The sequence below is a fragment of the Ancylobacter moscoviensis genome, from assembly GCF_007559435.1.
In the GTDB taxonomy this organism is placed as follows: domain Bacteria; phylum Pseudomonadota; class Alphaproteobacteria; order Rhizobiales; family Xanthobacteraceae; genus Ancylobacter; species Ancylobacter moscoviensis.
The window spans coordinates 1,192,302-1,212,962 of record NZ_VMBP01000001.1 but is presented as its reverse complement, the minus strand read 5'-3'; the positions used below and the strand labels follow the sequence as shown (position 1 = coordinate 1,212,962).

The window sequence follows — 20,661 nt, the reverse complement described above, 5'->3', positions numbered from 1 at the left end:
GTGGCCCGCGAGGACGCCCGCAAAGACACCCGCGAGGACAGGGCCGGCACCCCGCTCATCGCGCTGGAGGGCGTGACGCGGAACTACCTCTCCGGCGAGGAGACGGTGAGCGTGCTCAGGGGCATCGACCTCACCATCGAGGCCGGCGAGATGGTGGCCATCGTCGGCGCGTCCGGCTCCGGCAAGTCGACCCTGATGAACATCCTCGGCTGCCTCGACCGGCCGAGCGGCGGCTCCTACCGCATCGCCGGGCGCGACACCTCCCGCCTCGCCGCGGACGAGCTGGCGGCGCTGCGGCGGGAGCATTTCGGCTTCGTCTTCCAGCGCTACAACCTGCTGGCGGAGCTGACCGCGCTCGGCAATGTCGAGATGCCCGCCATCTATGCCGGCCACCCCGCCGCCGAGCGGCAGGCCCGCGCCGCCGCCCTGCTCGGCCGGCTCGGCATGGCGCCGCGCCTCGGCCACCGGCCGGGGCAGCTTTCCGGCGGCCAGCAGCAGCGCGTCTCCATCGCGCGCGCACTGATGAACGACGCCGACGTGATCCTCGCCGACGAGCCGACCGGCGCGCTCGACCGGCAGAGCGGCGAGGAGGTACTGCGCATTCTCGGCGAGCTGCATGCCGAGGGGCGGACGGTGATCATCGTCACCCACGACATGAACGTCGCGGCGCGCGCCGAGCGCATCATCGAGATCAGCGACGGCGCCATCGTCGCCGACCGCCGGGCCGAGCCCCCGGCGACGGGCGGCACGCCAAGGGCCGCTGCCGGCCGGAGCGTCTCTTCCAGCAATGGCGCCTCGTGGCGCGGCGCGTTCGGCCAGTTCCAGGAAGCCTTCCGCATGGCGCTGCGCTCGATGAACGCGCATCGCCTGCGCACGGCGCTCACCATGCTCGGCATCGTCATCGGCATCGCCTCCGTGGTCTGCGTGGTGGCGCTCGGGGAAGGCTCGCGGCAGAAGGTGCTCGCCAATATCAGCGGGCTCGGCACCAACACGCTGGAGATCTTCGCCGGCAAGGATTTCGGCGATACGCGCTCGGGCCGCATCACCACGCTGGTGGCGGCGGACGCCGACGAGCTCGCCCGCCAGCCCTATGTCGAGGCCGCGACCCCCACCGTCTCCACCCAGAGCACGGTGCGCTTCGGCGCCAAGGAGGCGAGCGCGCTGGTGAACGGGGTGAGCGACCGCTACTTCGCCGCCAAGGGCACGAAGCTCTCCGCCGGACGCCTGTTCGACGCGGAGAGCGTGGAAACGCGCGCGCTCGACGTCGTGATCGACGAGAACACCCGCAAGGCGCTGTTCGACGAACAGGGCGCCGATCCGCTCGGCGCGGTGATCTTCGTCGGCGCGGTGCCGGCGCGGGTGGTCGGTGTCGCCGGCACCCAGCAGGGCGGCTTCGGGTCCAGCCAGAATCTCTCGCTCTATCTGCCCTACACGACGGTGCAGACGCGCATGCTCGGCTCGACCTCGCTGCGTTCGATCACGCTGAAGATCCGCGACGGCATCGACAGCGCCTATGCCGAGCAGGCGGTGACGCGCTTCCTGACGCAGCGCCACGGCACCAAGGACTTCTTCATCATCAACACCGACGACATCCGCCGCACCATCACCAGCACCACGCAGACCATGACGGCGCTGATCGCCGCGATCGCCGTCATCTCGCTGGTGGTCGGCGGCATCGGGGTGATGAACATCATGCTGGTGTCGGTGTCCGAGCGCATCGGCGAGATCGGCGTGCGCATGGCGGTCGGCGCGCGCCGGAACAACATCCTCCAGCAATTCCTCACCGAGGCGGTGATGGTGTGCCTGTTCGGAGGGGCGATCGGCATCGCGCTGGCACTCGCCTTCGGGATCGTCTTCGACTGGCTGGGCTCGAACTTCGCGCTGGTCTACTCGACGAACTCGATCGTCCTCGCCTTCGTCTGCTCCAGCCTCATTGGCATCGCCTTCGGCTTCCTGCCGGCCCGCCGCGCCTCCCTGCTGGACCCGGTGGCCGCCCTCGCCAACGCCCGCCAGTAATATTCGGAAATACGATTACAAAACCGGGAAACGATATCACCATAGTCTAATCAATATATCCACTCATGGTCGAACAATAGATTTCCACCATGACAAAGTACGTTGATGCTGAAGATCATCTCGCGCATATGGCACTGGCTGGCGGACCCGTATGTCCATACGTGCCCGCACGGCGAGAACGGCGAGATGTGCGAGGAATGCCTGCACCATTGGGCGATCAAGTAACGCCCGCGCGGGAAAAGGCGACGGACAGCCGCGACGCGCCGCCCGCTCCCTTCCTGCGATCAGTCGGCCGCCGTGGCCGCGGGCTCGGCCAGCCGGTAGCGGAAGTCGCAGTGGCCCGCGCCTTCCATGATCGTCTGCGTACGCTCCAGCTCGATGCGCGGATCGATGCCCTTGCAGAACACCGCGTCGCGCTGGCACGAGAGCAGATGGCCGATCTCGGCCAGCCCCATCTCCCGGTACATTTCGGCGTAGCGGCAGCGATGGACCTTGTAGTCGAGCGCCGTGGCGGACTGCTCGGTCACCTCGATCTCCAGCGCCCCGTTCATGGTCCACAGGTGCAGGGTCGAATAGAAACCCTCGAGACCGGAATGCTCCCCCAGCTCGGCGCGAAACGAGGCCGCCTGCCGGACGGAGTTCTCCCGCACCGCCTTGCCGATCACCGCCCTGGCCTCGTCGGCGCCGAAGCGGGCGACGAGTTCCTCGTAGATCGGCTTGACGATCTCCGCCTCGATCCGGCGCCGCTCAAGAATGGAAAGGGTCGTCATCCCAACCTCACGCCGCCGTTGCCTGCTGGCGACCGGCGCGGGCGGCAGCCTCCGCCTTCAGCCGCGAACGGTCAACCTTGTTGGTCTGGGCGAGCGGGATCTCCGGCACGACGAAGATGTGGCGCGGGTGGAGATAGGGATCGGCCTGCTCGATGAACCACGCCTTCACCGCCGCCGCGTCGACCGGCGCGCCGCCGCGGGCGACGACGAAGGCCGCCGGCACCTCGTGCTTCAGCTCGTCCGGCACCGGCACGACGATGGCCTGCTCGATGGAGGGATGCTGCTCCAGCACCCGCTCGACCTCGGCGGGATAGATGTTGTGCCCGCCGGAGATGAACATGTCGTCGGCGCGGCCGATGAAATAATGGAACCCGTCGGCATCCTGCCGGATGATGTCGCGGCTGTCGTACCAGCCCTCCTTGAGAACAGCGGCGCTCGTCTCCGGGCGGTTGAGATAGCCCGTCATGGTGGCGGGGGTGCGCATGTGGAGCGTGCCCTCGCCCTCCCCGGTCACCAGCGAGCCATCGGCCGCGACGAGGCGCACATTCTCCGCGATGAGCGGATAACCGCAGGACAGGGCCGGCGTCGGCCGGCCGTCGGGATGGCGGCCATAGACCGTCGGCCCGGCCTCGGTGGTGCCGTAGAAATTGGCGATCTCGGCATTGGGAAACAGGCGACGGGCGCTGGCGACCAGATTGTCGCCATAGGGCGCCGAGCCGATGAAGAGGAAGCGCACGCGGGCGAAGGCACGCGGCACCTCGTCGCCGAGATGGCGGGCGAGCATGGCGATCATCGTTGGCACGCCGGAGACCCAGTCGCAGCGGAACGTGTCCACCGCGCGGGCGAATCCCGCCGGCGTGAAGCCGGGCAGCACGACCACGCTGCCGCCGGTGTGGAAGGTGCGCTTGATGTTGAAGAGCGCGTTCATGTGGAACAGCGGGGCCGCGACAAGCACGCGATAGGATGCGGGATCGGCGACGAGCTTCGCCCCCTCCTCCACCGCCCAGTACTGCCCCGCATGCGAAAGCGGGACGCCCTTGGGCGTGCCGGTCGAGCCCGAGGTGTAGAGGATCTGCGCGATGTCGTCCTCGCCGACCGGCGCCGGATCGAGCGGCCCCGCATCGTGCAGCGCCTCCCAGGCGGCGCTGCCGATCCGGACGGCGTTCGGCCGCCGTCCGTGGCGCGCCTCGTCGTCGGTGAGGATCAGGTCGATGGCCGCGTCGCGCAGCAGGAAGTCGATCGCCTCGTCGCTGGCCCGCCAGTTGAACGGCACCACGACGCCGCCGGCGCGCATGGCGGCGAAATAGATCACCACATAGTCGGCGCTGTTGCGCGCGAGCACGGCCACGCGGAAGGGCTTTCCGCCGAACCGTGAGCGAAAGCCGCGGCCGAGCGCGTTCACGCGGTCGTTGAGCTCGCCATAGGTGAAGCTGCGCACCCCGGCCTGCGTCGATTCGACGAGTGCCAGATCGCCCTCCCTGCCGCCGAAGAGCACATCGGAGAGGTTGTTCGCCATCGCTGTCTTATCCCGATTTCTTACGTTTCTGGGCCGTGGAGCCGGTGCGAGCGGAAATGATGCTGCGATGCACCACGGCGTCGATTGACAGAATAATGCGCTGTAAAATAATGTCTACAGACTTAGTAGACTACGGAGTTTGAAATGACATTCCGCCGCGCGACCGCCGGCATCGCCCTTGTCCTCGGCCTCGCCACCACCGGCGTGCCGGCGCAGGCGGCCGACCCGATCAAGATCGGCTTCTTCGCCCCGCTGACCGGCAATCTGGCCAATTTCGGCGAGCGTTTCCGCGAATCGGTGCAGCTCTTCGAGGAGCAGGTGAACGCCGCCGGAGGCATCGAGGGCCGCAAGATCGAGGTCATCTACGAGGACGACCGCAACTCCCCTAAGGAGGCCGCGAGCATCGCCCAGAAGTTCGCCAACACGCCGGGCCTCGTCTTCGCCGTCGGCTCCTTCTCGACCACCGCCTCGCTCGCGGCGGCGCCGATCCTGACGGAAGCGAAGATCCCGCAGGTCAGCCCGTCATCCTCGCACCCGGACTTCCCGAAGTTCAGCCCCTACCAGTTCCGCCAGAACACCCGGCAGGACAAGCTCGCCCCGCTCCACGCCGAGCTGGTAGTGGACAAGCTGAAGGGCAAGAAGATCGCCATCCCGTTCTTCCAGGACGACTGGGGCCAGACCACCGCCAACCTCACCAAGGCCGCCATCGAGCAGCGCGGCGGCGAGGTCGTGCTGATCGAGCCGATCGCACCGAACGCGCGCGACTTCCGCCCGCTGGTCAGCAAGATCAAGGCGCTGAACCCCGACGTGATCTTCCTGCCCGTGCACTATCAGGAAGCCTCCGCCTTCGTACAGCAGCTGCGCCAGGCGGGCGTGACCACGCCCATCGGCTCGCCCGACCCGCTGAGCAACCCCAAGTTCCTCGAGCTTGCCGGCAAGGACGCCGAGGGCATCCTGCTCTACACCTCGTTCTTCGCCGACGACCCCAGGGTGAAGGCCTATGTCGACGCCTACAAGGCGAAGTACAACCGCCTTCCTGACCAGTACTCGGCCCTCGCCTACGACTCGATCGCGGTCGGCGTGAACGCCATCCGTACGGTGCTGCAGTCCGGCAAGCCGCTGACCGGCGAGAACGTGCGCGACGCCATCGCCTCGGCGCCCGCCTATGAGGGCCTGACCGGGACCACCAAGTACGATGACGAGCGCGAGGTGAACAAGAAGAGCACCTTCATCATCATCAAGAACGGCGCCTACGTCCTCTACTGACGGCCATTCCGACGCGGACGCCGCCCTCCGGAAGATGGAGGGCGGCGTTCTTTCCTTTCGCGCCCTTCAATTCGTGCCCACTCAAGGCTATCCCTCCCATGGAGCTGTTTCTCAGCCAGATCCTCAACGGTCTGGCCATCGGCCAGGTCTATGCGCTGATCGCCCTCGGCTTCAGCCTGGTCTTCGGCGTCGCCAACATCATCAACTTCGCGCAGGGCGCGCTGTTCATGCTGGGCGCCTTCATCGCCTATTCCGCCATCGCGTGGTTCGGGCTGCCCCTGGTGCCGGCGGCCGCCGTCTCCGTCGTCATCGTCGCGATCCTCGGCCTGCTGCTGGAGCGCATCGCCCTGCGGCCGCTGATCGGCGCGCCCTATGTGGCGCCGTTCCTCTCGACGCTGGCGATCAGCACCATCATCGACCAGTCGGCGGAGATCGTCTGGTCGCCGGAGAGCCAGCCCTTCCCGGCCTCGATCTCCAGCACGACCTTCTTCATCGGCAACGCCTACATCACCGTCACCGACCTCGTGATCTTCGGCTTCGGCGCGGCGGCCACGGTGGCGCTGACGCTGTTCGTCTCCTTCACCTGGACGGGCCGGGCCCTGCGCGCCACGGCACAGGACGCCTCGGCCGCCGCGCAGCTCGGCATCCGCACCGACGTGATGCGCCAGATCGCCTTCGGCCTCGCCGGCGCGCTCGGGGCGCTGAGCGGCATCCTCGTCGCGCTGTATTTCCAGAGCGTCTTCCCGCAGATGGGCATCCCCTTCGGGCTGAAGGGCTTCGCCGCCGCGCTGCTCGGCGGTCTCGCCAGCATCCCCGGCGCGGTGGTCGGCGGCCTGCTGCTCGGCATCGGCGAAACGCTGGCGAGCGCCTATGTCGGGGACAGCTATCGCGACGCCATCGCCTTCACCCTGCTCCTGCTGATGCTGCTGGTGCGCCCGAACGGCCTGCTCGGCGGCGGGCGGCTGGACGCGCTGGGCGGTGCGGGCGCGGCGGCCGGCGCGATGCCGACGACGAGCCTGCTCGCCTCCTCCTCCAGCCAGCAATCGGCGCTGCGGGCCTATTACCTGCCGCCCTGGGGCTTCCTCGCGGTCGGCGCGGCCTTCGCGCTGGTCCCGCTCGTCGTCTCCAGCACCTATGTGCTGCAGGCGCTGATCTACGGCTTCATCTTCGCCCTGCTCTCCGCGAGCACCAGCCTCGTGTCCGGCTCGGTCGGCATCCTGTCCATCGGGCAGGCGGCCTTCTTCGGCGTCGGCGCCTATGCGGTCGGCGTGTTCGCCCGACCCTACGGGCTGCCGGCGGATGCGACGCTCGCCATCGCCATCGGCCTCACCGCCCTCGTCGCGGTCGTCGCCGCCATACCGCTGCTCAAGCTCACCGGCCACACGGCGGCGCTGGGCACGCTCGCCATCGGCCAGATCGGCTTCCTCGTCTTCCTCAACTGGGTGTCGGTGACGCGCGGCCCGATGGGCATCCTCAACATCCCGCACCCCGTGCTGGAACTGCTCGGCGGCCTGCGCTTCGCCACGACGGAGCAGAAATACTGGCTGGTGCTCGGCTTCGCCGCCGTCGCCCTGGTGATCGCCGAGCGCTACGTCTCCTCGCCCATCGGGCGGGTCTGGCGGGCGATCCGCGAGGACCGGCTCGCCGCGCTGGCGGCCGGCCTGCCGGTGCGGCGCTACATCCTGCTGGCCTTCGCCGTCTCCGGCGCCCTGGCGGGCCTCGCCGGCGGGCTGTTCGCCTATGTCCAGCAGGTCGTCAGCCCGGAGAGCTTCACGGTCGAGACCTCGATCCTCGTCCTCACCATGGCGGTGCTGGGCGGGCTCGGCAATCTCACCGGCGCCGCCCTGGCCGGCTTCGCCCTCGCCATCCTGCCGGAGTTCCTGCGCGGCTTCGCGGAGTGGCGGATGATCGTCTACGGCCTGCTGCTGCTCGTCGCGCTGCGCGTGCGGCCGCAGGGCCTGCTGGGAGCACGCTGATGACCGGCGAAGCCATCGTCGTCGATAACGTCTCGCGTGTGTTCGGCGGCCTCAAGGCCGTCGACGGCGCGAGCCTGAAGCTGGCCCGCGGCGAGACCGTCGCCATCGTCGGCCCCAACGGCGCCGGCAAGTCGACGCTGATCCAGCTCATCAGCGGCGTGGACCGGGCCGACAGCGGCACGATCCATGTCGACGGGGTACGCACCGACCACCTGCCGCCGGACCGCATCGCGCGGCTCGGCGTCGGACGCAGCTTCCAGACCTCGCGCGTCTTCCCGGCGCTCACGGTCTGGGACAGCGTGCTCGTCGGGGTGCAGGCGGGGCTCATCGAGACCCGCTCCGGCCGGCTGATCGATCCGGTGACGGAAAGCGCCGGCGCCCTGCTCGGCCTGCCCTTCTGGCGGCGGCGCGTGGCGGCGCAGGAGGCGGCGGCGGAGGCCGCGCTGAAGCTGTTCGGCGACCGGCTCTGGCCGCGCCGGGACCAACCCGCCCTCGGCCTCTCCTACGCCAATCGCCGCCGGCTCGAGATCGCCCGCCTGCTGGCGGCCGAGCCGCGCTACCTGCTGCTCGACGAGCCGAGCGCGGGCATGAACCCGACCGAGACCGAGGAACTCACCCACCTCATCCTCGACCTGCGCCGGACCCACCCGGACATGGGCATCCTGGTGATCGAGCACAAACTCTCCATGGTCCGGCGGATCGCCGACCGGGTGGTGGTGCTCAATCAGGGCCGCGTGCTGATCGAGGACAAGCCCGACCACGCCCTCGACCACCCGGAAGTCGTCGAGGCCTATCTCGGCCGCGCCCGGTCGGGCGCCAATTTCCAGGACGCGCACCATGGCTGAAACCGATCCCCGCATCGTCGTCGACGGCATCGACGTCCATTACGGCGCGGTGCAGGCCCTGTTCGGCGTCAGCCTGACGGTCGGCGCGCGGGAAGTGGTGGCGGTGCTCGGCGGCAACGCTTCGGGCAAGTCCACCACGATCAAGTCGGTGCTCGGGCTGGTCCGCCCCTCCAGGGGCACGATCACGCTCGACGGCGCCCCCGTGAACGGGCAGCGCCCCGACGCCATCATCGCCCGCGGCGTCGCCAGCGTCCCCGAGGGCCGGCGCGTCTTCCCGGAAATGTCGGTCTACGAGAACCTGCTGCTCGGCGCCTATCCGCGCCGGCACGAGGCGCGCGAGATCGCCGGCGACCTCGAACGGGTCTACGAGGCGTTTCCGCGCCTCAAGGAGCGCCGCTCACAGCTCGCCGGCACCATGTCCGGCGGCGAGCAGCAGATGCTGGCGCTGGCCCGCGCCTGGCTGCGCCGTCCGACCCTCGTGTGCATCGACGAGCCCTCCATGGGCCTGTCGCCGCGCTTCGTCGACCAGGTCTACGAGGTGCTTCAGGGCTGGAAGGCGCAGGGCATCACCATCCTGCTGGTGGAGCAGAACGCGCGCATGGCGCTGGAGCTGGCCGACCGCGCCTATGTGCTCCAGCACGGGCGGGTGGCGGTTTCCGGCACCGCCTCCGACCTCGCCTCCGACCCGCAGGTCCGCAAGGCCTATCTCGGCGCCGCCTGAGCGCCGCTCCACGACCGCCGGCCGGCGCCCTCGCGCGCTCCGGCCGGTCTTCCTGCCATCGAAGGGCCGATGAACAGAGCCCGAGCTTGGGAAACACGACGCATGAAAGCCGTCATCTTCGAAGAACACGGTCCCGTCTCGAACCTGAAGGTCGCGGACCTGCCGCGCCCCGAGCCCGCCCAGGGGCAGGCGCTGGTGCGCGTGCGCGCCGTGGCGCTCAACGGCTTCGACCCGATGATCCTCGCCCGGATTCCGGGCATCAACACCCCGCTGCCGATGATCCCGGGCGGCGACATCGCCGGCGAGGTCGTCGCCTACGGGCCGGACAGCGCCATCGCGGGCATTCCGATCGGCACCCGCGTGCTGGTCGATCCGCTGGTCGGCAATACCGGCGTCTTCGGCGAGACGGTACGGGGCGGCGCCTGCGAGTTCGTCGCCGTGCCGGCGATCAATCTGGTGCCGCTGCCGGACGCGGTGTCCTTCGAGGACGCCGCCGCGCTGCCCATCGCCTACGGCACCGCCTACCGGATGATCCGCGAGCGCGGGAAGATCGCGGCGGGCGAGAAGGTGCTGGTGCTCGGCGCCACCGGCGGCGTCGGCGTGTGCAGCGTGCAGCTCGCCAAGCTGGCGGGAGCGGAGGTCGCCGCCGCCACCTCATCCGCCACCAAGGCCAAGCAGCTGCGCGCCATCGGCGTCGATCACGTCATCAATACCTCGGAAGCCGACTTCGTGAAGGCGACGCAGGCGCTCTGGGGCAAGCCGCGCGTCTTCGACGAGGGCGGCGGCGCGGATGTGGTGGTGAACTTCGTCGGCGGCGACGACTGGCCGCGCGCCCTGCGCTGCGTCCGCCGCGGCGGGCGCGTGCTCACCTGCGGCGCCACCAACGGCTATGACCCCAAGACCGACATCCGCTTCATCTGGTCGTTCGAGATCAGCATCGTCGGCTCCAACTGCTGGTCCCGCGGCGATCTCGTCGATCTGCTGGACCTGGTGGCGCAGGGCCGGCTGAAGCCGCAGATCTCCTCCGTCCGTCCGCTGGAGGAACTGCCGGTCTCGCTGCAGGAACTGATCGACCGCAAGGTCTTCGGCAAGGCGGTCCTGCGCGTCGCGTGACGCGCCTTCACATCCCATTCGACGGAAAATCCCCGATGAGCTCTGCTCCCTCTCCCGAAAAGCTGCTGAACGACGCGATCGACAGCTCCCCCTTCATCAAATTCTCCGGCCTCAAGGTCGTCTCCATCGACGTGGAGGCCGGCGAGGTCGTCGTCACCATGCCCTCCCGCCCGGAATTCCTCCGGGCGGGCGACGACGACATGTTCCATGGCGGCCCCATCGCCTCGCTGATCGACACGGCCGGCGACTTCGCCATCGCGATCGGCGTCGGCGGCGTGGTGCCGACCATCAACTTCCGCGTCGACTATCTGCGTCCCGCGCGCGGCGCCGAGCTGAAGGCGGTGGCGAAGGTGCGCAAGGCGGGCCGCACGGTCGGCCTCGCCGATGTCGACGTCTACGATGCGGCCGGCAGGCTCTGCGCGGTGGGACGCGGCTGCTACAGCGGCGTCAAGGGCTGAGGCCCGCCGCCATGCACGGGGCGCATCGCTTCCGGGGAAGGAGGCGCCGCCGGGGTTGGATCGGCCGTCGGGCGCTGGTAACTGTGGCTTCCGGGGACAGGTGGGGGACATCGGAATGCGACGGCGACGCCCGCGAGGAGGCAATCCGGCCCGCCTTCGCGCAACCGGATGGATCGGTCTCGCCGCGTTCTCTCTTGGCGGCTGCGCGGAGCCGGCCAGCCCGTCCCTGCCGTTGTTCGGCGCCTATTTTCCCTCCTGGCTGGTCTGCACGAGCATCGGCGTGGTCGGGGCCGTCGCCGTGCGCGGCCTGTTCGTCCGGCTCGGCATCGACGACGTGCTGCCCTGGCGCCTGCTGGTCTATACCTGCCTCGCCGCGGCCATCGGCTTCATCGTCGCGCTCACTGCCTACGGGCGCTGATACATGGCGCCCTCCGCCTATTCCCATCGCCGGAGCCTCGCGGGCTCCACCGTCGCGGCGCTGATCATCGTCGGCGCCATCGCCGCCGGCTGGTTCTACTTCACCCGCGCCGAAAACAATCCGCTGTCCGAGGACGCGGTCCTCACGGCCAGCATCGTCAACATCGCCTCGACCGTGCCCGGGCGGATCGTCACCCTCACGGTTGCGGAGAACCAGAAGGTGGCCAAGGGCGACCTGCTCTTCGCCATCGATGCCGAGCCCTATCGCCTCGCCGCCGACCAGGCCCGCGCGGATCTCCGGATCGCCGAGGCGACCCGCGACGCGCAGAAGCGCACCATCGCCGCCGAGCAGTCCAACGCCGCCATCGCCGGCCAGCAGATCACCCGCGCGCGCACCAATCTCGCTTTGGCCGAGCAGACGCTCGCCCGCCTCACGCCGCTGCTGCCCAAGGGCTACGTGACCGCGCAGCAGGTGGACGATGCCCGTACCGCCCGCGACGATGCCCGCACCAGTCTCGCCCAGGCGCTGAAGCAGGCCGAGGCGGCGGACAGCCTCGTCAGCACCATCGACGCGTCCGAAGCGCTGGTGGAGGCGCGGCGCGCGGCCCTCGCCATCGCCGAGCGCAGCCTCGCCAACACGGAGGTCCGTGCCCCCCATGACGGGCGGGTGGTCGGCCTCTCCATCACGACCGGCGAGATCGTGGCGCCGGGACAATCGATCTTCACCCTCATCGACACGAGCCACTGGTACGCCAGCGCCTCCTTCCGCGAGACCGAGCTGCCGGCAATCGCGGTGGGGGACTGCGCCCGCGTCTTTGCCCTTGCCGATCGGTCCGTGGCCATCGCCGGCACGGTCGAGGGCATCGGCTGGGGTGTCATCTCCACCGACATGCTGAGCGTGCCGCGCGGCCTGCCCTATGTGCCGAAGTCGCTCAACTGGGTGCGGATCGAGCAGCGCTTCCCGGTACGCATCCGCCTGATCGATCCGCCGGAGGGCCTGATGCGCATGGGCGGATCGGCGGTGGCGATCGTCCACCACGGCGAGCGCTGCTGATGGCCGAGGTCATCGCGCCGGACGTCGCGGAGCACAAGAAGCCCCCGCTATTGGCCCAGCTCCGCGTCGACCTCGCGCCCTTTCCGTTCCGGGCGGCGCTGACCTGGCGCATCGCCCTGCTCTGCGCGCTCGTCGTCGGCACGGCGATGATGTACGGCACCTTCGAGGCGGCGATCAGCTGCTACCTGGTCATCTTCCTGTCCAAGCCCGACGCCGTGATCAATATCGGCACCGGCATCGGGCTGATCGTGGTCGTGACCATCGTCGTGGCGCTGATGATCTGGGTGATCAATCTGGTGATCGTCTCGCCGCTGGTGCTGATGCTCGCCATGGCGCTGGCCTCCTTCGTCTTTCTCTACATCGGCGCGGCGAGCCAGCTCGGCGAGATGGGCGGGATCGTCGGCCTCGTCATCGCCTTCGTGCTCTCGCTGGTCTACATGGCCCCGCTCGGCGATGCGGTCAGCATCGCGCTGCGCTACGCCTGGTACATGGTCGCGATGCCGATGGCCTGGATGGTGGTGTTCAACCTCGCCGTCGGCCTGTCGCCCGTGCGGCTGCTGAAGGGCACGCTGCTGCGGCGGCTCGCCACCGCCGCCGACGCCATCTCCTCCGGCGCACCGGCCCGCCACGCCGAGCTCGCCGAGCTGATGCGCGCGGACAACGGCGCCCTGCTGCAGCAGGCGGCCTCGGTGAGGGTCCTCAATCTGGTGCCGCGCAACCCGGCCCAGCAGGTCGCCAGCGACGTCCGCGCCGGCTACCGTCTGATGCTCGCCGCCTCGGCGCTGCCGGAAGATACCCCACCGGCCCGACGCATGGCTCTGGTCGACGCCATCCGCGCCGCCGCTGCGGCGCTGGAAGCAGGGCACATGCCTGCCATGCCCACCATGGAGCCGGCAAACCCGGCCGAGCGCGAACTCATCGCGGCGCTCGCCGTGCTGGCCGGCGCGCCGGAGCCGGAGGTGGTGGCCGCGCCCAAGCCCCCCTTCTTCTTTCCCGACGCCCTTACCAACCCGGACTATCAGCGCTTCGCCCTGAAGACCACGGCGGCGGCGATGATCTGCTACCTGATCTATACCGGCCTCGACTGGCAAGGCATCCACACCGCGATGATCACCTGTTACGTCGCGGCGCTGGGCACGACCGGCGAGACCGTACACAAGCTCGGCCTGCGCATCGTCGGCTGCCTGATCGGCGCGACCCTCGGCATGGGATCGGTGCTGTTCGTCATACCGCAGCTCGAAAGCGTCGGCGGGCTGATGGCGCTGGTCTTCGTCTGCATGCTGATCGCCGCCTGGGTGTCCACCGGACCCGAACGCATCGCCTATGGCGGGGTCCAGATCGGCCTCGCCTTCCTGCTGACGGTGATCCAGGGCTTCAGCCCCGGCACAAGTCTCGATTCCGGATGGGATCGCATCGTCGGCATCCTGCTCGGCAATGTCGTGGTCTACCTCATCTTCACCCACCTCTGGCCAATGCCGATCGAGAAGGCAGCCCGCGCGCATCTGAAGGCGGCGCTCGACGGGCTCTCCCGCCTCGCCGCCCTGGCGCCGGAACGCCGGGCCGGCGCCGTTCCCGACGCGGCGCTGGTCGAGAACGAGGTCGGCAAGGCCGAGGAGGCGCTGGCGCTGCTGCCCTTCGAGCCGCGCGCCATCCGCCCGACGCCGGAGACCACCGCCAAGCTGCGGGCGGCGGGCGAAGAGATCGCCGCGCTCGGCCGCGACATCTATCTCAGCCGCGAGGCGCTGCCCGGTGCCGCCGCGCGCCTTGCCTCCCTCGCCGCCCGGATCGACGGCGGCACCGGCGATGCCGGCGTCCCGCAGACGGACGCCCCCGGCACGATCGGCCGCCGCCTCGACCGGCTGCAACGGGCGGTGATGAGCTGATGCGGCCGCTCCTGCCCGTCCTTCTCCTCGGCCTGTCGCTCGCGCTCGGGGCCTGCGCCCCCAACGCCGTGCACATGGCCTCGCCGAGCGCCGACACGCCCTGGGCGCCGAACGGCAAGGAGAACGGCATCTGGAGCGCGCAGGGGGAGCCGTCCCCGGCGGCCGCGCCCACGACGCCCCGCGGCGCGCCCGACTTCCGGGTGCCGGCCAATCCCGAGCTGGCGATGATGCCGCAGACGCCGGACATCGATGCCGACCGCCCCTATCGCCTGCCCGAACTGATCGACATCGCCCAGCGCAACAACCCGGTCACCCGTGCCTCCTGGCAGCGGGCGCGGGAGGCGGCGCTGGCGGTCGGCATGGTGGAGGCGACCTATCTGCCGCTGATCACCGCCAACGTCATCGGCGGCCGGCAGACCGCCGAGACGCCGGTGCGGGTGCCGGTCGGCACGCAGCGCTACTTCGACACGACCGCCGAGGGCGTCTCTCCCTCCATCGCCCTGCAATGGCTGGTGTTCGACTTCGGCCAGCGCGCCGCGGTGGCCGACGCGGCGAAACAGGGCGCCATCGCCGCCAACGTGCTGTTCAACGGCGAGCATCAGCGGCTGATCTTCGACGTCACGCGCTCCTACTACACCTATGGCGCCGCGGTAACGCGCACGCGCATCGCCCGGCAGACGCTGCGCAACAGCACGGCGATCCGCGCCGCCGCCGAGGACCGGCTCTCGAGGGGCCTCGCGACCACGGTGGAGGTGGCGCAGGCCCGCCAGCAGGTCGCGCAGTCCGAGCTGCGGCGCGTGCAGGCCGAAGGGCAGGAGCGCGACGCCTATCAGGCGCTGATCGCCGCCATGGGCGTCAACGCCACGCTGCGCCTCCATGTCGAGGATGCGGGCAACCAGCGCCTGCCCGCCGCCACCAACGTGCCGATCGATTCCATGATCAAGCTCGCCCTCGCCCAGCGGCCGGACGTGGCGGCCAGCTATTCGGCGCTGCTGGCGAGCCAAGCCGGCATCAAGGCGGCGGAAGCCGAGTTCATGCCCAAGGTCTTCGTCGCCGGCGGGGTGGCCACCGGCCAGGGCAGCTTCAACGCCAACGGCCTGCCCAATATCGGTCAGCAGGCGACGGGCTCGGGCGTGCTGATCGGCGCGACGGTGCCGCTCTACGATGCCGGCCTGCGCGCCGCCCAGCTCAAGCAGGCCCAGGCCCGCACGGACGCCGCGCAAAGCACCTTCCAGCGCACGCAGACGCTGGCGGTCACGGAGATCGTCGCCGCGAGCAACGCGCTGCGCACCGCGCTCGAATCCTACAAGGCGGCAAGCGCCCTGACCGCCGCCGCCTCGACCACCTACGACGCCGCGCTCGAAGCCTACCGGAACGGCGTCGGCACGGTGACCGCCGCGACGGCGGCCGACAGCGGGCTGCTCGACGCCCGGCAGGCGCAGGCGGATGCCCATGCCGCCGCGCTCATCGGCGCGGCCAACCTCGCCTTCGTCGTCGGCGCCATGACCTCGCGCGACGCGATTCCCTGACGAGATCCGGCGACCGGCCTTCCGGCCGCCCCGGCGCGACTTCCGCCCCTGATAGGGCAGCGCTTCCGGTATCGCCCCCACCGAAATCGCCCTACCTTAATATAATACCTTGAAAAAGAGGGGCGGTTCAGGGGACGATGGAGGTATCTGCAGAAACAACCCCAGTAGTATAATTTCGAAATTAATTCGAAGTCAGAACATATAAGACGGCAAATAAAACAATGAGGCAATTTTTAGCAAAAATCTTGACGTGGCGACTTGGCGGCCGCTACGAATATTGAAGCAGTCTGTCAAAAGCTTCCAATCTCGTTCCTCAGGGGGATGGCATGGGCACGATTACCATTATGCAGGACGGAGTGGAACGTAAGACCAGCGGGTCTTTTTTCCGCGGCTCGACGACGAACTTTTACCCCAACGACGGATCTCTTGAGAAAAACTATGTCATCGACCAGTATCTGGTTCATGGCTGGATGCCCAAGACCGGATTTGTGACGAAATCGACGCCGATCGTCGCCTTCGGTTCCTGCTTCGCCGCCAATATCAGCAATCATCTTCATGATCGCGGCTTCAATGTCCTGACCAAGAAGGACAACAAGGCTTACGTGACGAAGATGGGCGACGGCATGGTCCATACCTACGCCATCCGCCAGCAGTTCGAATGGGCGTGGCTCAACAAGACCCCGGCGCTCGACCTGTGGCACGGCTACAGCGCCGAGGAGTTCGGCTACAGCGAGGCGGCGCGGGCCGACACCCGGGAACTGTTCGACACCGCCGAGGTGTTCGTCATCACCCTGGGCCTCAGCGAGATCTGGTACGATGAGCCGACCGGCGAGGTGTTCTGGCGCGCCATTCCGAAGGACCGCTACGATCCCTCGCGCCACAAGTTCCGCGTGGCGACGCACGCCGAGACCCTGACCAACATCAGGGCCATCCATGAGTTGATCCGGCGTTTCCGGCCGGAAGCGACGATCGTCTTCACCGTCTCGCCGATCCCGCTCACCGCCACCTTCCGGCCGGTCAATTGCCTTTCGGCCAACGCCGTCTCCAAGGCAACGATCCGCTCGGCCATCGACGAGTTCATCCAGGAAGCGGGAGCGTCCGACGAGCGGCTGTTCTACTTCCCGAGCTACGACATCGTCATGTACGCCTTCAGCCATCAGTGGACGGAAGACCGGCGCCACGTCTATCGCCACGTGCTCGACTTCAACATGAAGATCTTCGAGCATTATTTCTGCGATCCTTCGCTGCCCAAGGCGGACCTCCAGTCCTCGCTGCGCAAGGCCCAGCGCCTCGACAAGCTCATCGGCACGCTCGGCCATTCCGCCGTGGCGACGCGGAAGAAGGGCGAGGCCGGCGACGAGGTGAGCGCGGCGTCGATCGCCGAGGCCAAGCGCGAGGAGCGCCGCCTGCAGCGCAAGCAGGCGCGCATTCGCGAGCGCGTCGCCCAGCGCCGCGCCGCCCAGGGCCTGGCCCCCGCGCACGCGGCCGCCTCGCACTGATCCGCGCCCGGACCGTGCCCGCGACGAGACGCCGGGCCGGGTGGCTGCCGGCGGCGGTGCTCGTCCTCTTCTGGGTCGCTGCATCCGGCCGGAGCGCCCTCGCGGACGACACGCGGCCGATCTGGCAGATCATGGGCTATGGCCAGAGCCTCTCGGTCGGCGTGCTCGGCACCCCGGCCGTGACGACCCGGCCGAGCTTCGGCAGCCTCATGTTCGCCGAGGGCATCCGGCGGCCGCTCCAGGGGCCCGCGCGTCTCGACGCGCTGGTCCCGCTGGTCGAGACGGACGACCGCAGCCGCGGCGAGACCGGCATCGCCGCCGCCGCCGACATGTTCGTGCGCACGCTGGCCGCCCTGCGCGGCATCGAGCCCGACCGCCTCGACGTCGCCCTGCTCGGATCGAGCGCCGGCCGGGCCGGGGCCCGCCTCGCCGCGCTGCTGCCCGGAAAGGCCAATTATGACGGGCTGCTCCAGCTCATCGGCGCGGGAGACACGCTCGCCCGCGCCGAGGGCCGCGGCTATCGCTATCTCGCCACCCTCTGGTCGCACGGCGAGACCGACCAGCTCTACGGCACGCCCCGCGAGACCTATGTCGCCCGGCTGAAGCAGCTCGCGGCGGCGATCGCCGCCGACGCGGCGCGCCTCTCGGGCCAGGACTGGCAGCCGCCGCTGCTGACCTACCAGCCGGCCAGCCACCTCGCCTATCTCGCCCGCGGCCGCCCGGAGACGCCCCGGCGGCCGGAGATCGCCCTCGCCCTGCGCGAGGCCGCGCGGAAAAACCCGTCCATTTTCTGCGTGCTGCCGCTCTACATCGGCGATTTCCGCGACGATGTGCACGCGACCAACCTCACCTATCAGGAGATCGGCAAATATTACGGCCGCGCCCTCGCCCGGCTGGTCCATGCGCGCGAGACCGGCGCCCCCGTGCCCCCGCTCGCCCTCGATCTCGCCGCGGCGGACTGGAACGGCCGCGAGGTTCGCCTGCGCTTCGCCGTGCCCCGCGGCCCGCTCGCCTTCGACACCGGCCGCGTCGCGGCGGCGCCCCATATGGGTTTCGACCTGTGGGACCCGAACGGCGAGCTACGCCCCGACGCCATCACCGGCGTGAGGATCACGGCGCCCGACGGCATCGTCATCTCCTTCGCCGAGCCCCCGCCGAGCGGAAGCCGCCTGACCTACGCCTTCGGCCGCCCCGGCGATCCCGAGAGGACCGGACGCCTGGAAGGCCCGCGCGGCAATCTGCGCGACAGCGACGGCGAGCAAGGTTCCTATGTCGACGCGATGGGCCAGACCCGGCGCCTCGACAACTGGGCGCTGATCTTCGAGACGGTCGCGCCCTGAATGCCGTCGGCTATCAGCATGGCGCCGTTCAGGCAGTTCATGCCCTCGAAAGCACCAGAGGCGCGGAAAGACAAAAGATCAGGGAAATGGTGCCCAGGGACGGAGTCGAACCGCCGACACTGCGATTTTCAGTCGCATGCTCTACCAACTGAGCTACCTGGGCGTAGCCGGCAGCGGCCTCAAGGCCGTGCGGAGCGGGCGGGTTATAGAGTCTCGACCGCGCCCTGTCCATATCCCGCCCTCGGGAAAATCCGTCTTTCCCCAATACCCGCCATTCCGCCGCCGGGGCCGGATCTCAGCGCCCTTCCGGCGGCTTCGGGGCGAGCGAGGGCTCCTCGCCATCCTCGTCGTCGTCTTCCGTCACCGGGATCGCATAGGCGCCGGTGAGCCAGCGGTGCAGGTCGACATCGGCGCAGCGGCTGGAGCAGAAGGGCTTGTACTGCTCCACCGCCGGCTTGCCGCAGATCGGGCATGGCGGGACGATCTTGTTGCGGGCCGGCTTGTCGGCGCTCATGCCTGCCCTCCCCTCACTCGGGATTGCCCCAGCGCTGATGGACCGGGAAGCGCTCGCCGGCGAGCAGCGCCACGGTCTCGGCCAGAGGCAGGCCCACCACATTGGTGTAGGAGCCGACCAGCTTCACCACGAATACTCCGGCCAGCCCCTGAATGGCATAGCCGCCCGCCTTGCCCTGCCACTCGCGCGCGGCGACATAGGCGTCCATCTCCTCGCGCGACAGGCGCTTGAAGCGCACCCGCGTCTCCACGAGGCGCGTGCGCACGCCGCCCTTCGGCGTCATCAGCGCGAGACCGGTATAGACGCGGTGCGCGCGGCCCGAGAGCAGGCGCAGGCAGTCCGCCGCCTCCTCGGCCAGATCCGGCTTGGGCAGGATGCGCCGGCCGACCGCCACCACCGTGTCGGCGGCCAGCAGATAGGCGCCCTCATGCTCACCGCCGGCCTTGCGCCGGCCATCGGCCGCGGTCAGCTTCTCCTGCGCGAGGCGCAGCGCGAGCCGGCGCGGCAGCTCGCCGCGCTCGGGGGTCTCGTCGATATCGGCCGGCAACAGGGCGTCGGGTTCGATTCCGGCCTGGGCGAGCAGCGCCAGCCGGCGCGGTGAACCCGAGGCCAGCACCAGTTTCGGGCGGGCGCTCACGCATCAACTCCTCTTCCGCCGGCAACTCCGACGGTTCAATCGGCCGGCAAGCTAGTCCATGTCCGGTAAAAAAAGAACGCCCTTGCTGCGCACACCGTCCTCAGGGCTGGCGGAAGCGCAGGCGGATGCGGTTCTCCAGCTCGTCGCGCACGGCGCGGTAGGCGTCGAGGCGCTGCTCGCGATTGCCGCTCGCCAGGGTCGGATCGGGGGTCGGCCAGTATTCGACATCAATGGCGTTGGTGCGGGTAAGCTCCAGCGCCCGGTGATGGGCGTCGGGGGACAGGGTGATGACGAGATCGAAGGCGAGCCCCTCGTTCTCCTCCAGCTCCTCCAGCGTCTGCGGCCGGTGGCGGGTGAGGTCGAGGCCGATCTCGTCGATGGCCGCGGTGACGAAAGGATCGATCTCCCCCTTCATGACACCGGCCGAGCCGACATAAAGCGAGCGGCCGAACAGATGCCGCGCCAGCACCGCCGCCATGGGCGAGCGCACGCTGTTCTGCCCGCACATGAACAGCACGGATTGCGGCCTCTCCCTGCGCCGGACCGGCGCCGGACCGGCCGCTACCCCGTCGACGCCGGCCGCCGACACGCTCAGCCTTTCCAGTGCAGAGCGCAGACCAGCGTGAACAGGCGCCGGGCCGTGCCGAAATCGAGGGTGATCTTGTCCTTCAGCCGCTCGCGCAGCAGCTCCGAGCCCTCGTTGTGCAGGCCCCGCCGGCCCATGTCGATCGCCTCGATCTGCGACGGCGTCGCGGTGCGGATCGCGGAGTAATAGCTCTCGCAGACCAGGAAATAGTCGCGCACCACCCGGCGCAGCGGGCTCAGCGAGAGATGGTGCTGCACCACGGGGACGCCGTCCCTGCGGGTGATGTCGAGCACCAGCCGGCCGTCGACCAGCGAGATGGCGAGGCAGTAGGGGCCGGGCTCGCCGTCGCCCAGCGGCGTGAAGCTGTTCTCTTCCAGCAGATCGTAGATGGCGACGGCGCGCTCATGCTCCACATCGCTGCTGGAGCGGCCAATGGAATGGCTGTCCAGCGTCACCGCCACCAGGCGGCGGGAATCGGCGTGCGGATCGACGTGCGGATCGGCCTGCCCCATCGCGCGCCC

Annotated in this window: 19 protein-coding genes and 1 tRNA gene; 13 read left to right on the top strand and 7 right to left on the bottom strand. The window is 69.3% G+C overall.

What is annotated here, in order from left to right:
- On the top strand, window positions 1-2,016 hold the full coding sequence (locus FO470_RS05635; RefSeq protein WP_144341889.1) for a MacB family efflux pump subunit: 2,016 nt from the start codon (window positions 1-3) through the stop codon (window positions 2,014-2,016).
- 284 nt (window positions 2,017-2,300) lie between these two features.
- Here FO470_RS05635 and FO470_RS05630 read toward each other — a convergent pair whose 3' ends face one another.
- Together FO470_RS05630 and FO470_RS05625 are read right to left on the bottom strand one after the other, a co-directional pair.
- Window positions 2,301-2,786, bottom strand: coding sequence for an L-2-amino-thiazoline-4-carboxylic acid hydrolase (locus tag FO470_RS05630; protein WP_144341888.1), 486 nt, complete (start codon window positions 2,784-2,786; stop codon window positions 2,301-2,303).
- 7 nt (window positions 2,787-2,793) lie between these two features.
- Window positions 2,794-4,302, bottom strand: coding sequence for a class I adenylate-forming enzyme family protein (locus FO470_RS05625; protein ID WP_144341887.1), 1,509 nt, complete (start codon window positions 4,300-4,302; stop codon window positions 2,794-2,796).
- Window positions 4,303-4,446: 144 nt separating this feature from the next.
- Between FO470_RS05625 and FO470_RS05620 the strand changes: the two genes are divergently transcribed.
- The 12 genes from FO470_RS05620 (at window position 4,447) to FO470_RS05565 (ending at window position 18,403) form a co-directional block, all read left to right on the top strand.
- Window positions 4,447-5,568 (top strand): ABC transporter substrate-binding protein, encoded by a 1,122-nt coding sequence (locus FO470_RS05620; protein ID WP_144341886.1) that lies wholly within the window; start codon window positions 4,447-4,449, stop codon window positions 5,566-5,568.
- Window positions 5,569-5,666: 98 nt separating this feature from the next.
- Window positions 5,667-7,544 (top strand): ABC transporter permease, encoded by a 1,878-nt coding sequence (locus FO470_RS05615; protein ID WP_144341885.1) that lies wholly within the window; start codon window positions 5,667-5,669, stop codon window positions 7,542-7,544.
- On the top strand, window positions 7,544-8,389 hold the full coding sequence (locus FO470_RS05610; protein ID WP_144341884.1) for an ABC transporter ATP-binding protein: 846 nt from the start codon (window positions 7,544-7,546) through the stop codon (window positions 8,387-8,389). The genes FO470_RS05615 and FO470_RS05610 overlap by 1 nt, the downstream gene beginning before the upstream one ends.
- A complete protein-coding gene (locus FO470_RS05605; RefSeq protein WP_144341883.1) occupies window positions 8,382-9,110 on the top strand; it encodes an ABC transporter ATP-binding protein in 729 nt (242 codons plus the stop codon). The genes FO470_RS05610 and FO470_RS05605 overlap by 8 nt, the downstream gene beginning before the upstream one ends.
- Before the next feature lie 102 nt (window positions 9,111-9,212).
- Entirely contained in the window at window positions 9,213-10,223 is a 1,011-nt protein-coding gene (locus tag FO470_RS05600) for a zinc-binding dehydrogenase (protein WP_144341882.1), read from the top strand.
- Between the two features lie 35 nt (window positions 10,224-10,258).
- A complete protein-coding gene (locus FO470_RS05595) occupies window positions 10,259-10,681 on the top strand; it encodes a PaaI family thioesterase (RefSeq protein ID WP_144341881.1) in 423 nt (140 codons plus the stop codon).
- A 115-nt stretch (window positions 10,682-10,796) separates the two neighbouring features.
- Window positions 10,797-11,099: a YtcA family lipoprotein gene (locus tag FO470_RS05590; RefSeq protein ID WP_144341880.1), complete on the top strand. Its 303-nt coding sequence runs from the start codon at window positions 10,797-10,799 to the stop codon at window positions 11,097-11,099.
- Between the two features lie 3 nt (window positions 11,100-11,102).
- Window positions 11,103-12,152 (top strand): multidrug transporter subunit MdtN, encoded by a 1,050-nt coding sequence (mdtN, locus tag FO470_RS05585; protein WP_144341879.1) that lies wholly within the window; start codon window positions 11,103-11,105, stop codon window positions 12,150-12,152.
- On the top strand, window positions 12,152-14,035 hold the full coding sequence (locus FO470_RS05580; protein ID WP_144341878.1) for an FUSC family protein: 1,884 nt from the start codon (window positions 12,152-12,154) through the stop codon (window positions 14,033-14,035). The genes mdtN and FO470_RS05580 overlap by 1 nt, the downstream gene beginning before the upstream one ends.
- Complete coding sequence (locus tag FO470_RS05575) at window positions 14,035-15,564, top strand: TolC family protein (RefSeq protein WP_144341877.1); 1,530 nt, start codon at window positions 14,035-14,037, stop codon at window positions 15,562-15,564. The genes FO470_RS05580 and FO470_RS05575 overlap by 1 nt, the downstream gene beginning before the upstream one ends.
- A 488-nt stretch (window positions 15,565-16,052) precedes the next feature.
- Window positions 16,053-17,063 carry a GSCFA domain-containing protein gene (locus tag FO470_RS05570; protein ID WP_244616471.1) on the top strand — a complete coding sequence of 337 codons (1,011 nt, stop codon included), beginning with the start codon at window positions 16,053-16,055 and terminating at the stop codon, window positions 17,061-17,063.
- Between the two features lie 14 nt (window positions 17,064-17,077).
- Window positions 17,078-18,403 (top strand): hypothetical protein, encoded by a 1,326-nt coding sequence (locus FO470_RS05565; protein ID WP_144341875.1) that lies wholly within the window; start codon window positions 17,078-17,080, stop codon window positions 18,401-18,403.
- Between the two features lie 87 nt (window positions 18,404-18,490).
- On the opposite strand, the gene FO470_RS05560 is transcribed toward FO470_RS05565, so the two are convergent.
- From FO470_RS05560 to FO470_RS05540, 5 genes are all read right to left on the bottom strand, one after another.
- A tRNA-Phe gene (locus FO470_RS05560) sits at window positions 18,491-18,566 on the bottom strand.
- Window positions 18,567-18,698: 132 nt separating this feature from the next.
- Window positions 18,699-18,917, bottom strand: a complete 219-nt coding sequence (yacG, locus tag FO470_RS05555) for a DNA gyrase inhibitor YacG (protein ID WP_144341874.1) — start codon at window positions 18,915-18,917, stop codon at window positions 18,699-18,701.
- Between the two features lie 13 nt (window positions 18,918-18,930).
- A complete protein-coding gene (locus tag FO470_RS05550; RefSeq protein WP_144341873.1) occupies window positions 18,931-19,554 on the bottom strand; it encodes a Maf-like protein in 624 nt (207 codons plus the stop codon).
- Window positions 19,555-19,654: 100 nt separating this feature from the next.
- Window positions 19,655-20,062: an arsenate-mycothiol transferase ArsC gene (locus FO470_RS05545; protein ID WP_186291865.1), complete on the bottom strand. Its 408-nt coding sequence runs from the start codon at window positions 20,060-20,062 to the stop codon at window positions 19,655-19,657.
- Window positions 20,063-20,145: 83 nt separating this feature from the next.
- Window positions 20,146-20,652, bottom strand: coding sequence for a UPF0262 family protein (locus FO470_RS05540; RefSeq protein ID WP_144341871.1), 507 nt, complete (start codon window positions 20,650-20,652; stop codon window positions 20,146-20,148).
- Window positions 20,653-20,661: the final 9 nt, after the last annotated feature.